Annotated in this window: 24 protein-coding genes, 1 pseudogene and 1 riboswitch; of the genes and pseudogenes, 8 read left to right on the top strand and 17 right to left on the bottom strand. The window is 66.0% G+C overall.

The annotated features are described in order from the left end of the window. Positions 1-17 precede the first annotated feature (17 nt). Entirely contained in the window at positions 18-992 is a 975-nt protein-coding gene (locus tag NIBR502771_RS04860; protein WP_141158732.1) for an alpha/beta hydrolase, read from the top strand. A 19-nt stretch (positions 993-1,011) separates the two neighbouring features. Here the strand turns inward: NIBR502771_RS04860 and NIBR502771_RS04855 are convergent, their stop codons facing one another. The 3 genes from NIBR502771_RS04855 to NIBR502771_RS04845 form a co-directional block, all read right to left on the bottom strand. Next, positions 1,012-3,381, bottom strand: a complete 2,370-nt coding sequence (locus tag NIBR502771_RS04855; protein WP_141161417.1) for an excinuclease ABC subunit UvrA — start codon at positions 3,379-3,381, stop codon at positions 1,012-1,014. A 111-nt stretch (positions 3,382-3,492) separates the two neighbouring features. Next, on the bottom strand, positions 3,493-3,912 hold the full coding sequence (locus NIBR502771_RS04850) for a VOC family protein (protein WP_141158731.1): 420 nt from the start codon (positions 3,910-3,912) through the stop codon (positions 3,493-3,495). Next, positions 3,909-4,358, bottom strand: coding sequence for a helix-turn-helix transcriptional regulator (locus tag NIBR502771_RS04845; protein WP_141158730.1), 450 nt, complete (start codon positions 4,356-4,358; stop codon positions 3,909-3,911). The genes NIBR502771_RS04850 and NIBR502771_RS04845 overlap by 4 nt, the downstream gene beginning before the upstream one ends. A 221-nt stretch (positions 4,359-4,579) precedes the next feature. Between NIBR502771_RS04845 and NIBR502771_RS04840 the strand changes: the two genes are divergently transcribed. After that, positions 4,580-4,969, top strand: a complete 390-nt coding sequence (locus NIBR502771_RS04840; RefSeq protein ID WP_141161416.1) for a YgjV family protein — start codon at positions 4,580-4,582, stop codon at positions 4,967-4,969. A 123-nt stretch (positions 4,970-5,092) separates the two neighbouring features. Here the strand turns inward: NIBR502771_RS04840 and NIBR502771_RS20935 are convergent. The 6 genes and pseudogenes from NIBR502771_RS20935 to NIBR502771_RS04810 form a co-directional block, all read right to left on the bottom strand. Then, positions 5,093-5,440 (bottom strand): annotated as a pseudogene (locus tag NIBR502771_RS20935) (ANTAR domain-containing protein); the annotation flags it as partial. A gap of 245 nt (positions 5,441-5,685) precedes the next feature. Continuing rightward, on the bottom strand, positions 5,686-6,558 hold the full coding sequence (locus tag NIBR502771_RS04830; RefSeq protein WP_210411390.1) for an NAD(P)-dependent oxidoreductase: 873 nt from the start codon (positions 6,556-6,558) through the stop codon (positions 5,686-5,688). A gap of 65 nt (positions 6,559-6,623) precedes the next feature. Next, entirely contained in the window at positions 6,624-7,973 is a 1,350-nt protein-coding gene (locus NIBR502771_RS04825; RefSeq protein WP_141158728.1) for an MFS transporter, read from the bottom strand. Positions 7,974-8,131: 158 nt separating this feature from the next. Beyond that, a complete protein-coding gene (locus NIBR502771_RS04820) occupies positions 8,132-8,929 on the bottom strand; it encodes an IclR family transcriptional regulator (RefSeq protein ID WP_141158727.1) in 798 nt (265 codons plus the stop codon). Positions 8,930-9,020: 91 nt separating this feature from the next. Continuing rightward, positions 9,021-9,758, bottom strand: a complete 738-nt coding sequence (locus NIBR502771_RS04815; protein WP_141158726.1) for a fumarylacetoacetate hydrolase family protein — start codon at positions 9,756-9,758, stop codon at positions 9,021-9,023. A 14-nt stretch (positions 9,759-9,772) separates the two neighbouring features. Continuing rightward, positions 9,773-10,825 (bottom strand): D-2-hydroxyacid dehydrogenase, encoded by a 1,053-nt coding sequence (locus NIBR502771_RS04810; RefSeq protein WP_141158725.1) that lies wholly within the window; start codon positions 10,823-10,825, stop codon positions 9,773-9,775. 478 nt (positions 10,826-11,303) lie between these two features. Between NIBR502771_RS04810 and NIBR502771_RS04805 the strand changes: the two genes are divergently transcribed. Continuing rightward, positions 11,304-11,525, top strand: coding sequence for a DUF3188 domain-containing protein (locus tag NIBR502771_RS04805; RefSeq protein ID WP_141158724.1), 222 nt, complete (start codon positions 11,304-11,306; stop codon positions 11,523-11,525). Positions 11,526-12,272: 747 nt separating this feature from the next. Here the strand turns inward: NIBR502771_RS04805 and NIBR502771_RS20665 are convergent. The 3 genes from NIBR502771_RS20665 to NIBR502771_RS04795 form a co-directional block, all read right to left on the bottom strand. Then, positions 12,273-12,443, bottom strand: coding sequence for a hypothetical protein (locus tag NIBR502771_RS20665; protein ID WP_168225716.1), 171 nt, complete (start codon positions 12,441-12,443; stop codon positions 12,273-12,275). A 184-nt stretch (positions 12,444-12,627) separates the two neighbouring features. Further along, on the bottom strand, positions 12,628-13,191 hold the full coding sequence (locus NIBR502771_RS04800; protein WP_141161415.1) for a TlpA disulfide reductase family protein: 564 nt from the start codon (positions 13,189-13,191) through the stop codon (positions 12,628-12,630). Between the two features lie 92 nt (positions 13,192-13,283). Next, on the bottom strand, positions 13,284-14,033 hold the full coding sequence (locus tag NIBR502771_RS04795; protein WP_141158723.1) for a cytochrome c biogenesis CcdA family protein: 750 nt from the start codon (positions 14,031-14,033) through the stop codon (positions 13,284-13,286). A 155-nt stretch (positions 14,034-14,188) separates the two neighbouring features. Between NIBR502771_RS04795 and NIBR502771_RS04790 the strand changes: the two genes are divergently transcribed. From NIBR502771_RS04790 to NIBR502771_RS04770, 5 genes are all read left to right on the top strand, one after another. After that, a complete protein-coding gene (locus tag NIBR502771_RS04790) occupies positions 14,189-14,575 on the top strand; it encodes a helix-turn-helix transcriptional regulator (protein WP_141158722.1) in 387 nt (128 codons plus the stop codon). Beyond that, a complete protein-coding gene (locus NIBR502771_RS04785; protein WP_141158721.1) occupies positions 14,572-16,527 on the top strand; it encodes a cation-translocating P-type ATPase in 1,956 nt (651 codons plus the stop codon). The genes NIBR502771_RS04790 and NIBR502771_RS04785 overlap by 4 nt, the downstream gene beginning before the upstream one ends. Then, positions 16,524-17,033, top strand: a complete 510-nt coding sequence (gene lspA / locus NIBR502771_RS04780) for a signal peptidase II (protein ID WP_141158720.1) — start codon at positions 16,524-16,526, stop codon at positions 17,031-17,033. Before NIBR502771_RS04785 ends, lspA begins: the two co-directional genes overlap by 4 nt. Positions 17,034-17,291: 258 nt before the next feature. Beyond that, positions 17,292-17,487, top strand: a riboswitch (cyclic di-AMP (ydaO/yuaA leader). Positions 17,488-17,490: 3 nt separating this feature from the next. Continuing rightward, positions 17,491-18,261 carry an NlpC/P60 family protein gene (locus NIBR502771_RS04775; RefSeq protein ID WP_141158719.1) on the top strand — a complete coding sequence of 257 codons (771 nt, stop codon included), beginning with the start codon at positions 17,491-17,493 and terminating at the stop codon, positions 18,259-18,261. 233 nt (positions 18,262-18,494) lie between these two features. Beyond that, a complete protein-coding gene (locus tag NIBR502771_RS04770) occupies positions 18,495-18,965 on the top strand; it encodes a hypothetical protein (RefSeq protein WP_141158718.1) in 471 nt (156 codons plus the stop codon). A gap of 73 nt (positions 18,966-19,038) precedes the next feature. Here NIBR502771_RS04770 and NIBR502771_RS04765 read toward each other — a convergent pair whose 3' ends face one another. The 5 genes from NIBR502771_RS04765 to NIBR502771_RS04745 all read right to left on the bottom strand — a co-directional run bounded on the left by NIBR502771_RS04765 (position 19,039) and on the right by NIBR502771_RS04745 (position 22,405). Continuing rightward, the gene (locus NIBR502771_RS04765; protein ID WP_141158717.1) at positions 19,039-19,665 is read right to left on the bottom strand and encodes a copper resistance CopC family protein; all 627 of its coding nucleotides are present in this window, start codon (positions 19,663-19,665) and stop codon (positions 19,039-19,041) included. A gap of 80 nt (positions 19,666-19,745) precedes the next feature. Next, positions 19,746-20,339 carry a hypothetical protein gene (locus NIBR502771_RS04760; protein WP_141158716.1) on the bottom strand — a complete coding sequence of 198 codons (594 nt, stop codon included), beginning with the start codon at positions 20,337-20,339 and terminating at the stop codon, positions 19,746-19,748. A gap of 78 nt (positions 20,340-20,417) precedes the next feature. After that, entirely contained in the window at positions 20,418-21,110 is a 693-nt protein-coding gene (locus NIBR502771_RS04755) for a thioredoxin domain-containing protein (protein ID WP_141158715.1), read from the bottom strand. Then, positions 21,111-22,031: a cation diffusion facilitator family transporter gene (locus NIBR502771_RS04750; RefSeq protein WP_141158714.1), complete on the bottom strand. Its 921-nt coding sequence runs from the start codon at positions 22,029-22,031 to the stop codon at positions 21,111-21,113. It abuts the gene before it with no gap. Then, the gene (locus NIBR502771_RS04745; protein ID WP_141161414.1) at positions 22,028-22,405 is read right to left on the bottom strand and encodes a helix-turn-helix transcriptional regulator; all 378 of its coding nucleotides are present in this window, start codon (positions 22,403-22,405) and stop codon (positions 22,028-22,030) included. Before NIBR502771_RS04745 ends, NIBR502771_RS04750 begins: the two co-directional genes overlap by 4 nt. Positions 22,406-22,459 lie beyond the last annotated feature (54 nt).

Here is a 22,459-nt window from a genome sequence, read left to right as displayed (position 1 = left end):
TGGAAGGATCAGGAACCATGGAGACCTCACCTGCCGGCCAAGCCAGCGCCCTGCCCAGGAAACGGACTGCCCTTTTCTGGGCATCCGTGGCATGTGCTGCCAGCTTGATCGGTGTGGCGCTGTGGATGCTGGCCGGGAATCCCGCTGTGCCGGGCGGCCACCCGCTGCTGCCGGGCATCCTGCTGTGCGCGGTTGCCGCCGGTGCCGCCTGGGCAGTCCTGATCTGGCGACGCCGCGATGTCCCGCGGCCCCGGTCCCGTGTCCGCGCCATCGGAGCGTGGGCCGGCAGGCTGGCCGTCCTGGCGCTCGCCGCCGGGCTCGCCTGGCTCACCCCCTTCGCCTACCAGCCGGGACCGACCGCGGAGGCCGGGCCGGCGTCGGACCTCACCGTCACCGAAACCAGCACCGCCATCACCATGTCGCCCGACGGAGCCAGGACCACCCGGGGGCTGGTCTTCTACCCGGGCGCGCGGGTGGACGCCCGGGCCTACCAGGACATCCTGGGCCCCGTGGTGGGCGCCGGGTACCGGGTGGTCATCCTGAAGGAGCCGCTCGGGCTCAGCCTCCTGGACGGCAACCAGGCCCGCAGTGCCATCCAGGACAACCCGGACATCACCAGCTGGGCGGTGGGAGGCCACTCCCTGGGCGGGGTGGCGGCCTCATCGTTCGCCCTCCACAACACAGATATCTCGGGGCTGGTCCTGTTCGCCTCCTATCCCGTGGAATCACTGCGGGGAAGGACCCGACTGGCAGTCCTTTCCGTCTCCGGGACCAAGGATGGCCTCAGCACGCCGGAGAAGATCCAGGCTTCCAGGGAACTCCTGCCGGCGGATACCGAGTTCATCGCCGTACAGGGCGGAGTGCACGCTTTCTTCGGTGACTACGGCGCACAACCGGGCGACGGCGAGCCCGGCATCGGCCGCGGCGCCGCACAACAGCAGATTGGCACCGCCACCGTCAGCTTCCTGGGTCAGCTGCCGGGCGGACGCTAAAGCAGGGTTTCCAGCGGCTTCACGCCCCCACGTACGCCGCCAGGTGCTGGCCGGTGAGCGTGGCCCGCCCGGCCACCAGGTCAGCCGGGGTGCCCTCGAAGACAATCCTGCCGCCGTCGTGCCCTGCTCCCGGGCCGATGTCGATGATCCAGTCGCCGTGCGCCATCACAGCCTGGTGGTGCTCGATGACGATAACGGACTTTCCGGAGTCGACCAGCCGGTCCAGCAGCCCCAGCAGCTGTTCAACGTCCGCCAGGTGCAGCCCCACCGTGGGCTCATCCAGGATGTAGACGTCCCCGGACTCCGCCATCTGGGTGGCCAGCTTGAGCCGCTGGCGCTCGCCGCCGGACAGGGTGGTCAGCGGCTGGCCCAGTGAAATGTAGCCCAGGCCCACGTCCGCCAGGCGTTCCAGGACCTTGTGCGCGGCGGGTGTCTTAGCCTCGCCCTCGGCAAAATACGCCAGCGCCGCCTCCACGGACATGTCCAGGACGTCCGCAATGTTCTGTCCGCCCAGGGTGTATTCGAGGACGGCGGGCTGGAAGCGGCGGCCTTCGCAGTCCTCACAGGTGGATTCCACGGTGGCCATGACGCCGAGCTCGGTGAAGATCACGCCGGCGCCGTTGCAGGTGGGGCAGGCGCCCTCGGAGTTTGAGCTGAAGAGCGCCGGTTTGACGCCGTTGGCCTTGGCGAACGCCTTCCGGATGGGCTCCAGCAGCCCGGTGTAGGTGGCCGGGTTGCTGCGCCGGGAGCCCTTGATGGCCCCTTGGTCGATGACGATCACGCCCTCGCGCTTCGCCAGCGAGCCGTGGATCAGCGAGCTCTTTCCGGAGCCGGCCACGCCTGTCACCACGCAGAGAACGCCGAGCGGCACATCGACGTCGACGTCCTGCAGGTTGTTGGTTGCGGCGCCGCGGACCTCAAGCGCGCCGGCAGCCTTCCGGACGGAGTCCTTCAGGCGGGCACGGTCGTCCAGGTGGCGCCCGGTGATGGTGCCGCTGGAACGCAGCCCGTCCACGTCGCCCTCGTACACGATCTCACCGCCGCCTGTGCCGGCCTTGGGACCGAGGTCGACGACGTGGTCGGCGATGGCGATCATCTCCGGTTTGTGCTCCACCACCAGGACCGTGTTGCCTTTGTCCCGCAGCTGCAGCAGGAGCGTGTTCATCCGCTCGATGTCGTGCGGGTGCAGGCCGATGCTGGGCTCATCGAAAACGTAGGTGACGTCCGTAAGGGAGGAGCCCAGGTGCCGGATCATCTTGGTCCGCTGCGCCTCGCCACCGGAGAGTGTGCCGGCGGGACGGTCCAGGGAGAGGTAGCCCAGACCGATCTCGGCGAAGGAATCCAGCAGGTCCCGCAGCCCGATGAGCAGCGGCCGCACGGAGGGCTCGTCCAGCCCGCGGATCCACTGCGCGAGGTCGCTGATCTGCATGGTGCACAGCTCGGCGATGTTCTTGCCGTTGATCCGGGAGTTGAGCACCTCCGGGGTAAGGCGGGTGCCGCCGCAGTCCGGGCAGGTGGCGAACGTCACGGCGCGCTCAACGAACCGCTTCACGTGCGGCTGCATGGCCTCCACGTCCTTGGAGAGCATGGACTTCTGGATCCTGGGGATGACCCCTTCGAACGTCAGGTTCACGCCTTCCACCTTGATCTTGGTGGGCTCGGCGTACAGCATCGTGTCCAGCTGCTTCGCCGTGAACTTGGCGATCGGTTTGTCCATGGGCAGGCCCATGCCCTCGAACAGGCGGCCGTACCAGCCCTCCATGGAGTAGCCCGGAACGGTGAGCGCGCCTTCGGAAAGGGACTTTGTCTCGTCGTAGAGGGCGGTCCGGTCGATGTCGCTGATGTTGCCCATGCCTTCACAGCGCGGGCACATGCCGCCCAGGTAGGTCACCTGGCGCACCACGTTCTTTTCCACCCGGCCGCCCTTCTCGGTGCTCATGATGCCGCTGGCCTTGCGGGTGGGCACGTTGAAGGAGAAGGCCGTGGGGGGCCCGACATAGGGCTTCCCCAGGCGGCTGAACAGGATCCGCAGCATGGCATTGGCGTCGGTGGCCGTGCCCACGGTGGAGCGCGGGTTGGCACCCATCCGCTCCTGGTCCACGATAATGGCAGTGGTCAGGCCTTCCAGCCGGTCCACGTCCGGCCGGGCCAGGCTGGGCATGAACCCCTGGACAAAGGCGCTGTAGGTTTCGTTGATCATCCGCTGCGATTCGGCGGCGATGGTGGCGAACACCAGCGAGCTCTTGCCGGACCCGGAAACACCCGTGAACGCGGTCAACCGGCGCTTGGGCAGCTCAAGGCTCACGTCCTTCAGGTTGTTCTCCCGTGCGCCCTGGACCCGGATCAGGTCGTGGCTGTCGGCAACATGCGCGCCCTGCCTGGTATCCATCTCTGCTTCCGTGCTCAAGGTGTCCCCCTTCGTCCTGGAGCGGCGCCGAAGCGGAGCTGCGCTGGCAGCCCGTTCCGGCGTCGTCCGTTATATACGTGCCTGTTTATATGCCTAAGGCTGCTGGTTGATGCGCACCGTGTTGCCGGCGGGGTCGCGGAAGGCGCAGTCCCGGATGCCGTAGGGCTGGTCAATGGGTTCCTGGACGACGTCCGCGCCGGTTGCCTCCACCTTGGCGAACGCGGCGTCCACGTTGGGGGAGGACAGGACGATGGTGGCGTAGGTCCCCTTGGCCATCATCTCGGTGATGGTGCGGCGCTCGTCCTCGGTGATGCCCGGGTCCACTGCCGGTGGGTGCAGGACGATGGAGACGTCCTTCTGGCCGGCAGGGCCTACGGTGATCCAACGCATGGTGCCGCGGCCCACGTCGTTGCGGATTTCGAAGCCGAGCGCGTCCCGGTAGAAGGCGAGGGAAGCGTCCGGATCGGTGGCGGGAAGGAAGGTGGAAGAGATGTTGATGTCCATGTCAGTCATGCTAGTGACGGCTCACGGGCCGGCGCTTCTCGATTCCTGACCGGTCTGGTGACCTGTTTCGCCACGCAGGCCGGGATCCCCGCCGTCGATTCCGCCGCCTCCTGTTTGTAGACGCTCGGCGGCATGCCCACCAGTTCGCTGAAGCGGGTGCTGAATGTGCCCAGCGAGGAACAGCCGACGGCGAAGCACACCTCGGTGACGCTGAGGTCGCCTTTGCGGAGCAGCGCCATGGCCCGTTCGATCCGGCGGGTCATGAGGTAGCTGTACGGGGATTCACCGTAGGCCAGCTTGAAGCGGCGGCTGAAGTGGCCTGCCGACATATGGACATCTTTGGCGAGGGATTCGACGTCCAGCGGCTGCGCATATTCGCGGTCCATCCGGTCCTTGACGCGCCTCAGCTCGGTGAGTTCGCGCAGGTAGGGATCGGAGCCGGAACTGTTGGTCACAGCTTGATCGTGCTACGCCGCGCGGGCCTTGTCCAGACGTGGGGAGAATCACGTTTCGGGGGTAAAGGCGGTGTCCGGACGCGGGATATGATTATGCCGCCGGCCAGCATGCGGTCCTCGCCCGAACAGGGCTCGAGTAACCAGGCACCGGCAAAACCAACCCCGTTCTACCCCTCCTGAACCCTGCCCGAATACTGCTCGGGAACCCTTGAAAGGACGCCATGAATCTGCTGTGGGAACTCGCCGGCTGGGCTGGCGCTGTTGCGATCCTCAGTGCGTACCTCGCCGTGTCCATGGGGTGGCTGAAGGCTGGCAAAGGCTTCCAGACCGCCAACCTGCTCGGCTCCGTGGCCTTCATCATCAACGGCACGCTGCACGGCGCGTGGCCGTCCGTGGTCACCAACGTGGCCTGGTTCCTCATCTCCGCGGTGGCGCTGGTCCGGATGCGGTCGGTGGAAACTCCGGCTGAGCCGGTGGAGGCGGCCCATCTCCAGTACCCGGGCGTTCCCGACTCCACCGGCCAAATGGCCGTCGTCGAGGCCTTCAACGATGCGCTCCCTGCGGTCGGTTCGGGACCCGTCCTGTCGGACGGCCCGCGCTTGGCGCTCTAGGCGGCAGTTACAGCAGGGGTGGTCCTGGTTCTCCGGATCTCCGGCGTGGACGGTGGCGCGGTCCACGATGTCCTGGGCAATTGCGTAGACCTTGCGGTTCGTATCCTGGCTCAGCTGGTTGATGAGCCCGTAGGCCTGGTCGGCGGTGACTCCGGTGCGGCCCATCAGGACGCCCTTGGCCTGTTCGATGACCGCCCGGTTGAGCGCCGACGCCGCCACCGCCTCGGTGGCGAGCGGGTGCCGGTCCGTGTGGATTGACGTCGTGAGGTCCACCACCACGCCCCAAACGCCGATCGGGGTGTCCCCGTCCATGATGTAGTCGGCGGAGTAGAGCAGCTTGTGCTGGTGGTCCTTGCGGTCCCGGATGGACAGGTAGATGGATGACGGTCCGCCCTGGGTGGACACATGGTCCCAGTAGGCCTGCACCCTTGGCCGGTCTTCGGGCTCGACGTGGGGAAGAACCATCTCCATGGTCGGGACCACCTCGCCCCGTTCGTACCCGTAGATGCGGTACAGTCCGTCCGACCAGCGGAAGACGCCGTCCGCGAAGTAGTACTCAACGAATCCGGTGGGGCAGTTGAGGAAATCGGTGTGCTGGACGTTACCCTGCGCGGAGTCTGTGTGCCTGCTGCTTGGTTTCAATAAAGGGCCGTTCGACGTTCCGTGGCCCGGCTCCCCTGCGCCGGACCTGAAAGCACCAGAATATAGCAGAGGACTTATCGCCCCGGGTTCCCGGAGGGGGCGCCCAGGTTGGCGATCGCCTGCCGGACCACGGCCAGGTCCTGGTCGCCCAGGCCCTGCGCCACCAGTTCCGCGTACAGGTCGACGCCGGCGGAGGCCATGGGCGTGGCGGCCCGGGCGGTGGTGGCGCTTTCCAGCACGAAGGACAGGTCCTTGTGCATGAACTTCGCCGGCCCCGTCGGGGTGTAATCCTTTGCCACGAGCCGGGGGCCCACCAGCTCCAGCACCCTGCTGGCAGCCAGGCCGCCGGCCAGGACTTCGAAGAGGGCGCTGACGTCCAGCCCGGAGCGTTCCGCAAGCTCGGCAGCTTCGGCGAGTGCCGCCGTCGTGGTTCCCACGATCAGCTGGTTGCATGCCTTGGCCAGCGAGCCGGCACCCAGGTCACCCAGCCGGCGGACGGATGTCCCCATTGCCTCCAAAGCCGGTAGGGCGCGGCTGAAGTCCTCGGGAGATCCGCCGGCCATGATGGCCAGGGTTCCCCGTTGCGCTCCGTCCGTTCCGCCGCTGACCGGGGCGTCGAGCACCGAGGCGTTCCCGCCGCTCGCGCCGGCCACAGTGAGCCCGAAGGCCCGCACCGCGACCGGGGACACGCTGCTCATCACTACGACGAGTGTTCCCGGTGCGGGCGGCACGGCCTGCCACGTTTCCAGGAGGCCCGCCGCAGCGTCCTCGATGAAGGGGAGATCGGGGAGCATGAAGATGATGACGGGCTCGTCCCGAAGGTCCGCAACGTCGCTGGCGCCGTTTCCGCCCAGCGCCTCCAGGTCGCGGACCGCGGCGGCTGAGCGGTTCCATCCCGTGACCTGCCACCCTGCCTTGAGCAGGTTGGCGGCCATTGGCGCTCCCATCAGCCCCAGCCCGACGAACCCCGCGCGTTTGGGCGCGGGGTCCGCGGGGGTGGGGTTGCCGATGGTCACCTGGCGTCCTCCACGAGGACCAGGTCGCGGCCGTTGGTTTCCGGGGTGAAGAAGGTGGTGGCGAACGAGATTGCTGCCAGGACCAGCGAGTACAGGGCGGGTACGAGCCACGAGTGGTTGGTGGCGGCCAGCAGGGCCACGCCGATCATCGGGGCGAAGCCGCCGGCGAGTACCGCGGAAAGTTCACGGCTGAGGGCCACGCCGGTGAAGCGGTGCTGCGAGCCGAAGAGTTCCGGGAGCAGGGCGCACTGCGGGCCAAGCATGGACTGCACGCCCAGGGCGATGCCCACCACCATGACCACCCAGACCAGGGCCACATTGCCGAGCGTCACCAGGTAGAAGGCCGGCAGGGCGATGACGGCCTGGAACAGCGCGCCGTAGCGGTACACGGGAACCCGGCCAAAACGGTCGGACAGGGCGCCGAAGGCAACAACCAGGACCGCTGCGAAGCCGGCGGCAATCAGCAGGCCGGTGGGGCCGATGAATTTGTCGCCGGGGAAGACGCCGGCCGGCATGCTGATGAAGGACACCAGCAGCGCGGAGAAGATGGACGAGTTGCCGTTTTCGCCCATGCGGAGGCCGATGCCCACCAGCACGTTCTTCTTCGAGTGCTTCCAGATCTGGCCCACCGGGTTCTTGACTACGGCCTTGTGCTTCTCCAGTTCCTGGAAGACCGGGGTCTCCTTGAGGCGGAGGCGGATGAAGACGGCAATCGCGATCAGGATGATGCTGGCCAGGAACGGAACGCGCCACAGCCAGCCCTGCAGGACCTGCTTGTCCGCCAGTGCCATCAGGGCAAAGGTTCCGGCGCCCAGGAGGGTTCCCAGCTGGATGCCTACGAACGGCAGCGAGGCAAAGAATCCACGACGACGGCGCGGGGCCACCTCTGAGATGAGGGTGGTGGCGCCTGCCTGCTCGGCGCCGGCGCCCAGGCCCTGCAGGATGCGCAGCGTCACCAGCAGCACCGCTCCCAGCATCCCCGCCTGGTCGAAGGTGGGCAGGAGGCCGATGGCGCAGCTGGACAGGCCCATCAGGCCAATGGTCAGGATCAGCACCATCTTGCGGCCGAAGCGGTCTCCGATGTGGCCGAAGACAACCCCGCCGAAGGGCCGTGCTGCGAAACCGACGCCGTAGGTGGCGAAGGAGGCGATGACGGCTCCGCTCTCGCCGAGCGGGGCGAAGAACAGCGGGCCGAAGATCAGGGCCGAGGCCAGGCCGTAGATGTAGAAGTCGTAGTACTCCAGGGCGGACCCAACGGAGCTGGCAAGTGTTGCCCTTCGCAGCTGGTCCGGATCGACGACGGCGCCGTCCGTAGTGGCCTGCGGTGAGTTAGTACGAGTTGTCACGAAAACTCCCTCTAATGCACTCCAGGCCCCCGTTGGCCTGGTGGGATAGCGGCAACACCTGTTGTGTCGATCACTATGCTGAACACAATACAGCAAGCTGAACAACGAGCAACAGTTTTGTTTTTGTTTTTCGGACGACACCGTGGACGGCGCGGACCCTAGCCCATCGGATTGCCCAGGGAGTGGGCGAGTTCCTGCAGTTCCTTGACCATCTGGGAGCCCTGCTCCGGCGTGTAGGTGGCCTTAAGGGCTGTCACGGACAGACCGAGGCTGGGGCCGTGGGCGCCACGGGTGGGGACGGAGACGGCGAGGCACACCACGCCGGTGGTGGATTCCTCATCCTCGAAGGCGAAGCCCTGCGCGCGGATCTCCTTCAGCTGTGCCTTGAGCTCCGCGCCGGTGCGCAAAGATTTGGGCGTGAGGACCGGCAGTTCGGCGTCGTCCGGAAACATTTCCTCCAGGTCATGGTCACGCAGCCGCGCGATCAGGGCCTTGCCCACGGCGCACAGGGACACCGGCATCTTGTCGCCGATGTTGGACGTGAGCCGCACGGCAGGGTGCCCTTCATACCGCGCCAGGTAAATAACGTTGGTACCGTCCAGCATGGCGATCCGCACCGTTTCGCGGGAAAGGACGGATGCCTGCTCGCAGTAACGGTAAAACTCCTGCACCTCGTCCATCCGGCCCAGGTAGGCGGCGCCCAGTTCCACCAGCTTGCGGCCCAGGGTGAACTCCGAGCCCTGCCGGCTGATCAGCCGGGCCTCCTCCAGTGCCAGCAGGAGGTTGGAGGTGGAGGACTTGGGAATTCCCACTTCGCGGGAGAGGTCGCTCAAGGTAAGACGGCCGGTGGCAGAGGCGGCGAGGGCGTCCAGGACCGCTGCTGCCCGGGTAACCGCCGGCGCCGGCGAGGTGGCTCCCGACTTGTCGGAGGACGCGGGGGTGTGGGAATCGGCCATGATTCTCCTTAGGTCGCCAAGGCAGAGTGCGGTTGCGTTCAGTCAACTGAACGCAATCCATCATAAGTGCCGCGTTGACACACCGCTGCCGTCAGACCACGAGGCTGCTCAAGGTGCCGATGCCCTCCACCCTGATGTCCACCCGGTCCCCGGGCTCGACGGGAACCACTGTGGCGGGCGCTCCGGTCATCACCACGTCGCCGGGTTCCAGGGTCAGCCATGAAGTGACATAGATGAGGCAGTCCACCACCGAGGAGGGGAGGTTGAAGGTCCCGGACGTGGCCTTTGCTGCCCCATTGACGTAGACGTCGATGGCCACCCTTTCGGGATCCGGGAGTCGGGTTTCTATCCACGGGCCCATGGGTGTGTAGTTGACGCCGGCCTTGCCCTGGAAGTTCCGCTCGTCCACCGCGTTCTGGTCCACGTTGGTGACATCGTTGACGCAGGTGTAGCCGAGGACGTGCTCCAGGGCGTTGTCCGCGGTCAGGTTGGCGGCGGTCCTGCCCATCACGACGGCGAGTTCACCCTCGGCATTGACCGTGCCTTGTCCACGGACCGCGGTGATGGCGTCGCCCGGGCCGGCGATGGTGTGGACGGACTTGTGCCACGCCTGGATGGGCAAGGGATGGTCATTCAAAGTACGGTTATGGCCAATGCCCAGGACGACGGCGGCCCTCACCGGGGCGAGGAATACTGCCTCGCTGTGGGTGGTGGCACCGCCGGTGTAGCGGAGGCTTTCCTCAAACGGGTCGACGATGTGGTCCCAGCCGCCGTCGCCCCCAACGGCGTATTGCGGACCAGCTGCTGTCTGTAGTCTTGCGATGCGCACTTCCCTGCCCCGTCCTAGTAGAAGTGGACCGTATCCACGAGGTGGGGGAGGTCCCCGCCGTCGAGGAACGTCCGGAGATTGCTGCAGAACCGTTCCGTGATGAGCCGGTTCTCGGCCGCGCTGAGGGCTGAGGTGTGCGGCGAGACCATGACCTTGGGGTGCTGCCACAGGGGGCTCTCCTGCGGCAGCGGCTCCACGGCGAAGACGTCCAGGCACGCGTAGCCCACCTGGCCGTTGTCCAGGGCCTCCAGCAGCGCATCCTCGTCCACCACGGTCCCGCGGCCCACGTTGACGAAGGTGGTCCCGGGCTTCATTGCGGCGAACATCCCGCGGTTGAACAGCTTTTCCGTGTAGGCAGTGCCGGGCAGGGTGTTGACGACGGCGTCTGCCGTGGCCAGGAGGGCAGGAAGGCCGGCGTTGTCCGCAACCTGGTCGATCCCGTCGATGGGCTCCACGGTCCGCTTGGTGCCGCTGACCCTCATTCCCAGCGCCCGGGCGATGCGGGCGGTTTCCAGCCCGATTTCACCGAGGCCGCTGATGACCAGGTTTGATCCGTTGACCAGACGGGTGGGGACACGGAGGCTGGGCCAGGCCTTCGCGGCCTGGTCCTGGGCAAGTTCGGCGCTGCGCTTGAAGCCGTTCAGGATTCCCATCGCTGCGAACTCGGCCAGAGGCAGGGCGTGGACTCCGGCGGACGTGGTGATCTTGAACTTCTGCAGGCGATCCCGGCTCAGGCCCGATGCCTTGACGGCTCCGCCCGCCCCGGCCGCCATCGCGTGGACCCACTCCAGCCTGGGATTTTCGCTGGCAACGCGTGCCAGCCCGGCAGGGCTCTCGTTGGGGAAGCCATACAGGACCTCTGCACTGTTGAGCATCGCCCAATAGCGCTCTTCCTGTTCATCCGTCCGTTGGAAGGCCGGATCGCCGGCGTGGTCGGCCGGGAAGCGCTCCGGGGGCAGGAGGTCAGGCTCGTAAAGGACGGTGACGGAGGGGTCGACGGCACGGATGTGGTCCACAAGCTCTGCTTCAAGCGGGACGGCAATGGCCACGGTCTTGATGGAAGTCATGCGTACAGCATACTGGTCACAGTCCTGCATATTGAACTTTTTTGTTTTCCTTGCACTCTCGAGCGACCACCGTAAGCGGCTACGGAGTCGTTGCCTCTGGGCGCTTTCCGACTCCGACGGGCCCCTTTTACACATGTGTCCAGTTGAGGTCCAAGACATTCAACTGGACGTGTCAGGAAAGCTGCCTCGGGGCTTTATTCTGACGTGATTCTTGCGAGAATCTGACGTCAGGTTTGGGTGTGCCCTAAATTGAGGGGCTTGCTGAGAAGCGCCCTACCCGGCAGACCAGGGGTGCGGTACAGCAGCACCCACTTCGGGATGCTGCTGGCGCCCGAGTCTGCGCGGCGGGCGAAGCATGACCTGCCCCCGGCATTAGGAGCAAGCGGTTTGGCAACGCGCCTAGTGGGGTGGCTCGCTGACTAGGTGATAGGAAGCGCCCTGCACCTTCATGGCCTGTACCTGCCGGTACACTTCTTTCGTGCTGAATGAGTTCTGGAATGTTGCCCCGAAGTTCTACAAAGCCCTGGTCTTTGGTGCGATGGGGCTTATCGCTGTCGGTGTCGTACTGAGCATTGTGGGCACGACAACAGAGAACCAGGGCTTGGTTCTCGCATCCTTGCCGGTGATCGGGGTTGGTTTGATAGCGCACGCGGGGGGAGTGGTCTTCCGCGGGCACCAGGTTCGGAAACTGCTCAGGTAACAACTAACGGCCATCGCGTCGGGACGGTGGCGAGTCTGTGCTGTTCCGGTGCGTTAGCTCCACCAACGGGTGGTGCCAGGCATCTGTCTCGCCGTTGTCCGTGAAGTCCCTTTGGTAGGCTGGTTGGGCTGATCTACGGGTGGCCTGCCACGGAATCCTTGTTCCTCGTTTCTTCTGCTGCGCTTTTGCGATGGGCAGACCTGCGTCTTGGTTTGGGCCTATCGAACAGGATAAGCGTGGCGCGCATGCCCGTTTGTAACCCGAGATCTTGTCCACCAATGCCCTTTTGTCCCGGAACCTTGCCGCCCGGGGCAGATTATGCGAGGAAAATATGAAGCTATTGTCTGTTGATGCCATTGCTCAGGGGTTGGTTTTCTTCGGGGCCACTCCGTCTCCAAGCCCTGGCGATAACGGGTTGCGGCCAGGTCTCACCGCGGATCAAGTGACGCCGGGTCTTCTCGGATTCGTCATGACAGCATTCATGGTGATAGCCGTTGTCGCCCTTATGGTGTCAATGACTCGTCGCATCCGCCGTGTTCGCTACCGGGCACAGGTCCTTGAAGGCAGCGAAGGGGGCCCCGCTGCATCTGGCGACTCCGACCGTCGCGTGCCGGGGGCCGATGGACCGGCCCAGCAAGGCTGACACCTGCGGGGACTTCTCCTAATGCAGCTATAGGTGCTCCTAATGCAGCTATAGGTGCGCTTTTGGGCGTGGCATCACGCGCCGGCTAGCAACGGACTTCGTCCTCAGTTGTCCGGTGCTTTCCGGGCAGACACCACGGCTGCGACAGCGCCAATGATCCCGGTGAGTGCGAACAGGGCTCCCGCCACCCGGTCAGTGTTGTCGGTGGCTGCCGCGATAAGCATCACGCCCAGCAAGCCTATGAGTGCCGTGGCCACGAAACTGAAACGCCTCATTGATCTTCCTCCGGGGTTCAAAACATCCTGATGGCCGTGGCTTTTGACTTTGGGTGGTGCTGACAGTTCTTTATGCCTGGGCATATCGTATGGCGGCAAGAGGTTCCGGGCCTGACGTCCTCGGTGGAGCACGGGGCCGACGCCGGAGCTCAGTGAGTGCTGCAGCTGTCCGTGGGTTCGTAGGTCACAGTGCTGGTTCTTTCAGTGCGCTGCTGATGAGTGCTTTGAGGGTGCCTTTCTCGGCGAGGCCCAGCACGCGGGCGCTGACTCTGCCTTGCCGGTCCAGAACGAGGGTTGTGGGCACTGCCCTCGGGGGGACGTAGTCGGCCAAAGCGAGCAGGATGGCCCCGTCGGCGTCGTTGAAGCTGGGATACGTTGTGCCGAAAGTTCGTTCGAATGCGGCGGCTGTGGCAGCGGTGTCACGCAAGTTGATGCCGTAGAACAGGACGCCGTCATTTTTGTTCTCTTGGTACAGGGTTTCCAGCGTCGGGGCTTCGGTGCGGCAGGGGGCGCACGCGGCGTACCAGACATTCAGGACGGTCACCCGTCCTCGCCAGTCTGCTGAGTTTACGACCGTCCCGTCGTATAGCGGACCCTTCATCTCCACCGGGGCGCTTCTTTCTCCGGGAGCGAATTCTGAGACCGAGCCGTCCCCGGCGATGTAGTTCTTGTTGTCCCCGGCGCGGGCCTGGGCGGCAAGGGAGTCCGGTGCGGCGCAGCCGGTCAGGAGCAGCGCCGCTGACGCCATCCCAAGCAGGAGGTTGCGGCGGCCGGGCAGCTTCGTGGCGGACACGGGTGGGAGTGCGGGGGGAGGGACGTTCACGGGCTGGTCCTTTAGTTCTATATGGGGGTGGTGATGGTTCCGGCGAGATTCTGCAGCTGGTAGATCCAGAGCATCCAGACCCCGGATACCATCAGGATTCCGACGAGGATCAGCAGCGAACCGCCGATGATGTTGAATGTGCGGATATGCCGGCGGATGAATCCCAGGCTCCGTGTGACCCAGTTCAGGCCCAGCGCGACCAGAACGAAGGGGATTCCGAGTCCCAAGCAGTAGATGAATCCCAGCAGGGCGCCGCGCCAGGGGTCCCCTGTGGTGGTGCTTAGCGCCAGGACGGCACTGAGTGTTGGGCCCATGCAGGGGGTCCATCCGAGACCGAAGACGACACCGAGCACAGGCGCCCCAGCGACGCCTGTCCTGGGCCTGAAGGAGAGTTTCTTGGTGGTCTGGAGAAAGGAGAAGCTACCGACCAGGACCAGGCCCATCAGGACGACAAACACGCCCAGGGCACGGATCAGGGTGTCCTGCCACAGTACGAGCCAGCCGCCGATGATGCCGAAGGCCGCCCCGTACAGCGTAAAGACCGCCGCGAAGCCAAGAATGAACAGCCCGACGCCGGCCAACACCCGACGCCGGTTATCGGGTCGGGACGGATCGGTGAGTCCGGAGACGTAGCCCAGGTACCCGGGCACCAGCGGAAGGATGCACGGCGAGATGAATGACACGGTCCCGGCGGTCATGGCCAGTGGCATCGCTACCAGGAGGGCGCCGGACTGCACCATCTCGGCGAAAAAGCCGCCAATGCTCATCAGTCATTCTCCGGTCAGTCTTGAGGTCGCGCTGAACTGGCAGCTGACTGCCGGGCCTGTTCGAAAGGCCATGAGCGCCAGGGAAGCCGTCGTGGTTCATTTCGACGTTACAGTACCCTGCCGATAACATCACAAACCTGCGCTATCATCGCCGTATGACGATTCAATCTACGGGGTCTGCGGATCCGTGCGGTCAGCTTAGTCCAGCGGCGGCGCTGTTTCATTCACTGAGCGATCCGACCCGTTTGAGCATCGTGCAGCGGATGGCCCGCGGTGAGGTCCGGGTCGGTGACCTGACAGGTGACCTGGGCTTGGCGCAGTCCACCGTGTCGGCACATGTGGCATGCCTTCGTGATTGCGGCCTGGTGGAGGGCCGGGTGCAGGGCCGCAGCGTGTATTACTCGCTGTCCCGCCCGGAATTGATGGACATGCTTGCCCAGGCGGAGATTCTTCTTGCCGCCACCGGCAATGCGGTCAGTCTCTGCCCGAACTACGGTGTTGGCAGTTCGGACCCCACCCTGATGAAAGAGGATGCACGATGAGTGACGCTTGTTGCGGTAGTGATGAGAAGGCAGCAACCGGGGAGTCCGAGGAGGCGGAGGAAGCCGTAGGTTTCTGGCAGGTCAGCGAGGTCCGGGCAGCGGCCGTCGCCGGCGCCCTGCTCCTGGTGGCATGGATCGCATCCCTTGCCGACGGACCGCAATGGCTGACACTTCCCCTGGAGATTGCGGCGCTGCTGGTGGCAGCCTGGACGTTTGTCCCCTCCACCATGCGGCGACTGGTGAAGGGCAAAATCGGCGTCGGTACTCTGATGACAATCGCTGCCGCCGGCGCCGTTGCCCTTGGGGAGTTCGAGGAGGCGGCCATGCTTGCCTTCCTCTACGCCATCTCTGAGGGCCTGGAGGAGTATTCCCTGGCGAAAACCCGGCGGGGCCTTCGTGCCCTGCTGGATCTTGTCCCGGCCGAGGCCACCGTCCTGCGCGGCGGCGCCGAGGTCTCCATCGCCCCGGCCGAACTCGTGCCCGGAGACCGGATGGTGGTCCGGCCAGGGGAGCGCCTGGCCACTGACGGCAGGGTCATTACCGGCCGCACTTCCCTTGACACCTCGGCGCTCACCGGAGAATCCCTTCCGGTCGAGGCCGGTCCGGGAAGCGGGGTTTATGCCGGGTCAATCAACGGCACCGGCCCGCTCGAGGTCGAAGTGACCAGCACCGCCCAGAACAACTCGCTGGCCCGGATCGTGCACATCGTGGAGGCCGAGCAGTCCCGGAAAGGCCCGGGCCAGCGCCTGGCCGACTCCATCGCCAGACGACTCGTCCCCGGCATTCTCATCGTCGCAGCGCTGATCGTCACCTTCGGCTTCATCGTCGGAGAACCGCTGCTGTGGTTCGAACGCGCCCTCGTCGTCATCGTCGCGGCCTCACCCTGCGCATTAGCCATCTCCGTACCCGTCACCGTCGTCGCCTCCGTCGGCGCGGCAAGCCGCATCGGCGTACTCATCAAAGGCGGAGGCGCCCTTGAGACGCTCGGCAGGATCCGCACCATCGCCCTGGATAAGACCGGAACACTCACCCGTAACAAGCCAGCGGTGATCGATGTCGCCGCTACCGGCACGGCCACACGGGAACAGGTCCTGGCCCTCGCCGCCGGACTGGAAGCCCGCAGCGAACACCCGCTCGCCCGTGCCATCCTCGCAGCCACCACCGAACGCGCGGCTGTTACCGACGTTGACACCGTCCCCGGCGCCGGCCTCGAGGGTCGGTTTGACGGCAGGGTCGTTCGTCTCGGCCGCCCCGGGTGGATCAACGCCGGGCCCCTCACCCCCGACGTCGAGCGGATGCAGCACGCCGGCGCGACGGCCGTCCTGATCGAGGATGGCGGCCAGGTCATCGGCGCCGTCGCCGTACGGGACGAACTGAGGCCCGAGGCCCGGGAAGTCATCGCCAGACTCAGCGCCTCCGGCTACAAAACCGCCATGCTCACCGGTGACAACCTCATCACCGCCACAGCCCTGGCCCAGGAAGCGGGCATCACAGAGGTTCACGCGGACCTCCGCCCCGAGGATAAGGCCGAGATCATCCGCACGCTCAAAGGCCGCGCCCCCACCGCCATGGTCGGCGACGGCGTCAACGACGCCCCAGCCCTCGCGACCGCCGACACCGGCATCGCCATGGGCGCCATGGGCACGGACGTCGCGATTGAAACAGCAGACATCGCCCTGATGGGAGAGGACCTGAACCACCTGCCCCAGGTCCTCACTCACGCCCGCCGGACCCGGAGCATCATGCTCCAGAACGTTGGCTTGTCCCTGCTGCTGATCGCTGTGCTGATCCCGCTGGCACTGTTCGGACTGCTCGGCCTGGCCGCCGTGGTCCTCATCCACGAACTGGCCGAAATAGCCGTGATCGCCAACGGAGTCCGCGCCGGACGGATCAGCCGCAAGACCACACTTCGTGCGCCCGAACCCGCCCCCACGCTGGAACCGGCAGCGTGAGCGCCCAAACCATAGGGCGTCAGGACTCACCCGCCGCCACAGCGCGACGGTCCAGGGCGGTGGTGCTGCTTGGCGCCGCCGTCCTGGCGGCGGCCGACCTGGCCCTCAAGGCGCTGGCAGAGGCCATACTCTCCAACGGCACGGCGACTGACCTCGGCCCCATCAACATCAAGCTGCTCTATAACCGCGGCGTCGCCTTCAGCTTCGGGGCTGATCTGTCCCCGTGGGTTGTTATCACCGTCACCGGCGTGATCATCGCTGCCCTACTCTGGTACGCCGTAACCTCCGCCCCTTCCATGACCGGCCTCACCCGGGCCGGGGCCGCGGCGCTGCTCGGAGGAGCCGTCGGAAACTTCGTTGACAGGCTCGACGGACAGGGAGTTGTCGATTACTTCCACAGCGGCTGGTTCCCCACCTTCAACCTTGCCGACGTGTTCGTCACCGCCGGGGCGGCGCTCCTGGTCCTGGGCAACGTCATCACCCGACCGCCCCGGACCGGCCACTAGTCCTTCAGCCGGGCCTTCGCCTCCAGGCGGCGGTGGCCAGGTCGCGCCAGCTCCGACAAGGTCTTTACTCTGGAGTGCACGGGCGGAAAGGGAACCTCGGACGGCACCCCAAGGGGTCGAGTCCGAGCACTGGCTGCAGCGCTGATTGGGGGGCTGCCTGAGACCCGCAGCAGCCGTGCGCACGTTATGCAAATGTGACAATAGCCCAGGTTCTCCGGTACGGTCGGAGGCGTGCCGGTCTCAGAATGCGGCACTCCTGAGCAGATTGCCTAACTCTGCCGCTGCCTTGGGATCCGTTCGCAAAATTCGTCCGGCAGAGACGGGGAACCCAAACGTGGCCCGCTTAGTGCAGGCCTTGGGGTGAAGCCGCGCCTCCAGCATTGCGCTGGAACAGCGGCCGGGTGTCTCCCATCCGAATCCGACAGCTAACCTCGCAGGCAGTGGGAGAGGCCCTTTCATGTCGATTCGCCGTGCTCACGGCCGCCACCGCGCGGCCCCTGTCCAGACCAGTGCCCTTGCGGTCCTGTCCAAATCCGTTGCCGAGAACGCCGGTGGCGTAGGCCGCCAGGCAGCGGTCATCGCAGCAGCCTCCGGCCTGATCCTGACCAGCGGGATCGCCGCGCAGGCAGCAGAGGCCCCGGCCCAGCGCGAGGCCGAGCCGGCCTCAAATGTTGAGCTCGCCAGCCAGGTACAGGCCCCGCTCAGTGCAGATGCGTCAATCCAGATCTCCTTTGAGCGTCCTGCCGTGAAGACGACCCCGGCACCGGTCGTCGAAGCGCCTAAACCCGTCCCCGCAGAGACCCCCCGCGCTGCCGTGCCCGCCGCGGGTGCGACCGCTGCTGCGGCTCCGGCCAAGGCCCAGGTCACTGTCACGCCGGCCGCCGCGCCCGTGGCCGCTCCGGCAGGCGGAGTCAACGCCACCATGCTTTCCTCGGCCTACGCCCAAATCGGCATGATTCAGGACTGCACACGCCTGGTGGAAAACGCGCTTAACGCTGCCGGGATCCCCGTCGGAGACCTCGGCCCCATGCAGTTCATGAACTACGGCACCGTCGTCAGCGATCCCCAGCCCGGCGACATGGTCATGCAGCCCGGTCACGTCGGGATCTATGTCGGCAACGGCCAGGTCCTCAGCTCCGGGCTGAACGGGAAGAACGAAACCGCCGTGCACCCCCTGACCTGGATGACGTCCAAGGGAGCTGTGACGTTCGTCCGCGCAGGAGCCTAAGAACCAACTGAAAGGCCGGTGGTTTCGGTGCCTTGGGGGCTCCGAAACCGCCGGCCTTCAGTGTGCCGGTGGGGAAGCGGCAGCTTCCGCTGGCCTCATCGGTTCCCGCCCTTTTCGATCCAGCGCATGCTGTATCGTCAGGGAAGGCAATCCGCTGCCGCAGCATCGTCTAGGCATGAGGCCCGCGACGTGCGCCGGAGAGCCCATTTGAAGAGGAAGTTTAGGATTCGACCATGCCAGATGAAACGATGAGCGACAGTACCCGGTCGGACGCGAACCGGGGAGGTATGCCCCTCGCTGCCAAGCGGCTTGTGCTCCTGGGTGGCCTGGGTATCCCCGTCGGATTGGTGGCCGGGCCGTATCTGCTGGGGCTGCAGCTCCTGGCAGTCGCCGGGGTCGTGGCGATAGCCGTCGCCTTGTCTTACCGGCAGGGCAGCGCATGGTTTTCCGGATGGTCATGGGTGACAGCTTGTGCGGGCCTGGCGTGGACGGGGGCCACCGTCGCCTACTGGCTGACTATTATCGCGGCCGCCGACGCGTCAGCACCGGCACCGCCGGTATCCTCCGTGTTGTTCTCCGTGGGTGTGACAGCATGCCTGGTGATGGCCGGGGCCGTTTTGGCTGCTGCGGTCTGCAGGTACCGGGACCGCAGGCGGTCGGCGAGGGCCGAGCATCAGCGGCCAGGCACCATTTCCACGTCCTAAAGGAGATGCCGGCCCCGGATGGCACTCTTGTGAAGAGGCGGCCGGGGCCGGCATCTGGAGAACTCCTTGCGGGTCAGTTTCCCCCGGTACCGGTCGGCTCCCGGCGACGCCGGGCAAGGTAAAGGATGCCGCCCAGGATGGCGAGGATGACTGCGCCGATGCCTACGACGAGCAAAGCGTTGCTGTCATCCGGGCGCGGAGCCATCGGAACGGTGGTTGCCGCCGCGCTCTGGGTTGCCGACGGCGCGGCCGAGGGCGGCACCGATGCTGTTGTGGCCGGCGCCGCCGCCGGTGTTTCTGCCCCGGGGTCCTGGACCGTGAAAGAGTACTTTCCCTCGATGGGGTGGCCGTCTGAGGAAACCGTCCGCCACAGCACGGTGTAGGGACCGTTGCTTCCCGGGGCGACCTTTGTCGAGATGGTCGGTCCCGTCACGGTGACTTGGCCGTCGCTGAGGGTCTTTCCCGTTGAGTCAGTCACGGTGATGACACTGAGGTTCAAGCTCTGTGAGTCCGTGGGCGGCTCCGACAAGGTCAAAGACACGCTGGCAGGGGCGGCTGTCACTGTCGCGTCCCGCTCGGGGGACGTGGACTGAAGAGCGTCGTGGGCGTGCGCTGGTCCCGCCCCGATGGCTGCGAGCAGCAGCGCGCCGGCGAGAGCCAGGCCTGCCCGGGAGCGAGTGGTTATTTTACGTGTTGTCATGGGGTCGTCGATTCTGTTCATATCCGGTTGCCGGGCACGCCTCTTCGTACCGGGCCGCCCTGCCGCCGGCGGCGAAGGGCTTATGATCTGCAGAATCTAAGTGGTGGTCCGCGGACAACGACCTGGACGGGGGTTCTGCAGCCCCTGTCCACGGATCGCCCCGGACGCGGGGGGTGGCGGAAGTCCGCCGGAAGGACGGCGGGAACGAGGGCGCCGCACAACGGGCGCAGCCACGCGGCAAGCGCCCAAAGGGCAGCCTCGCCGCGGGCAATGAGGACTGCTGTACCCAGCGTCGCGGCGAGGTGGACGAACGTCATGTAAGTGCCCGGGTCGGCCACCAAGTGCTGATGGGACGCGGCACCTTCAAGGTTCAGCAAGGACGGCCCGTGGTGGGCAGGGCCGGGGCGGCCCGCCGCGGGCGTTGAAAGCGTTGAAAACCCCAGGTGCAGGGCGAGTTGGGATCCGCAGAGGTAGAAGGAAAGCCGCGGTGCCGTCAGTTTCGCCCCCGCGACCAAGACCGCGGAGAGTCCTACGACAGCGGCAAGCGCCGCCATGATCGGCAGCGCTGGAAGCTGCCCGCCGGCGGCCAGGTGTGCCCCGGCCGCCAGCAGGAGCACCACCAAGGCGACGGCGCCGGCCCGGGGCAGTCGCAGGGGTATGCGCTGAGCGATCACCTGGGAACTCCTTCCGGGCAAAGTCCTGCTCATGGCCTTGATCGGCAGCGGGTCCGCAGGGCCCGCTGCCGATGCCGGTTACTTGACGGCGTCCTCGAGTTTTTGGCGGAATTCGCCTTCGCTGTTCAGGACCAGTTTTTCGCCGTTGAGGAAGAACGTCGGGGTCCCGGTCACGCCGAGGGCCTTGCCGTCGGCGATGTCTTTGCGGATCCGCTCCTTGGTCTCCTCGGCGGCCATCGCGGCGTCGTACTGGGCCATGTCCAGGCCGAGCTCTTCGGCGAAGGTCCGGAACAGTGCGTTCTGGAAGTCCTGCTTCTCGCCCCACTGCGGCTGGGTTTCGAACATCTTGGCCGCCATCTGTTCGTACTTGCCCTGCTGGGCGGCAGCCTCAACGGCCAGGGCGGCCTGGCCGGAGTTCTTGTGCGATGGCAGGGGGAAGTACCGGTTCACGAAGGTGATCTGGTCCCCGTATTCCTTCTTCAATTCCTCCACCAGCGGCGCGGCCGCCCGGCAGGACTCACACTCAAAGTCCAGGAACTCCACGAGCTGGGCTTTTTCCGTGGCCGGGGTGGTGAGGCGGTGGCTGTCGTCCCGGACCAGCTGCGCGTCCGAGACCGGCTGCGCGGCGACGGGCTCTGGCTTGTTCGCGGTGAAGATCGCGTACCAGATGAGGCCGGCGCCGACGATGGCGGCGAGGAGGATCCAGAGGACGATGCGGATCTTCCGCGCCGGGTCTGTGGTCGTGGCGGTGGAGGGTCGTGCCTGTGTCATTTAGTGGGGGATGCTTTCCTGATCGCGGTGGGCGGCGGGTTCTATCTGAAAAGTGGAGTGTTCGACGCTGACCTCGAAGTGCTCGGCAACGCAGCGCTGCAGGTCCGCCAGGATGGTCGCGGCGTGCCCGTCGCGCATGCAGCCGTCCTCGACCGTGACGTGCGCGGACAGGACCGGGGTGCCGGAGGCGACGAGGGAGGCGTGCAGGTCATGGACGTCGATGACGTGCGGCAGGGCAAGGATGTGCTCGCGGACCTCAGCGAGGTCCAGGCCGGCCGGGGCGTTCTCCATCAGGACATTGAGGGTTTCGCTCAGCAGCTTCAGGGTCCGGGGAATGATCAGCGCGCCGATCAGCAAGGACACGACGGCGTCGGCCTGCACCCAGCCGGTGACGGCGATGATGATCGCGGCGGCAATGACCGCGACCGATCCCAGGGCGTCATTGAGGACTTCCAGGAACGCGGCGCGCATGTTGAAGTTGTTCTTCCGGCCCGAGGCGAGCACGATCAGGCCGACGGCGTTCCCGGCCAGGCCAATGATGCCGAACCACAGCATCGTGGACCCGCCAACCTCAGGGGGTTCGAAGAGCCGGCGGATGCCCTCGATGATGACGAACCCGCCCACGCCCAGGAGCAGGGCCGCCTGCCCCGCGGCCGCGACAATCTCGGCCCGTTTATAGCCCCAGGTCCGCTTCAGCGTCGCGGGCTTGAGGGCCAGCGAGGCGGCGATCAGGGCAATCAGCAGACCGGCTGAGTCTGTGAACATGTGCCCGGCGTCGGCCAGCAGCGCCAGACTCCCGGTCAGCAGGGAACCGATGATCTCGGCGACCATTACCGCGAAGGTGATGGAGAACACGATGATCAGTTTTCCGCGCTGGCCCGCCCCGTCACCGGCGCCGTGGGAGTGGTCGTGTCCGCTCATGAATGGTTCTCCAGGTTCAACCGGCCGGACCTTGAGTATCCGGAGTTCTCTTGGGCACAGTCAGGGTCATCACACTGGCACATGGGGTCGACAGCGAGGATGGTGCCGAGCAGATCCGCCAGCGCGTGCGCCAGGCGTGGATCCGACAGTTCGTACCTGACCCGTCGCCCCACGGGCTCCGCCAGGACCAGTCCGCAGTCACGCAGACATGCCAGATGGTTTGACAGGATCTGACGGCTGACTCCGATGTCCTCGGCCAGATCAGAGGGAAAGGCCGGGCCGTTCCGCAGTCGGAGCAGGACCGCGGCGCGGGTCGGGTCCGCCAGGGCCTTGCCGAACCGGGCCAGCACCTCAGTGCTTGAAAGGATGCGCATGCCCTCTACAGTACAGTTTTCCATGGATTCAGGACATCCTGTATAGCCCGCGGT

It is taken from the genome of Pseudarthrobacter sp. NIBRBAC000502771, from assembly GCF_006517215.1.
In the GTDB taxonomy this organism is placed as follows: Bacteria; Actinomycetota; Actinomycetes; order Actinomycetales; family Micrococcaceae; genus Arthrobacter; species Arthrobacter niigatensis.
The sequence above is the reverse complement of the archived record's forward strand: the minus strand, read 5'-3'. Positions and strand labels throughout refer to the sequence as shown.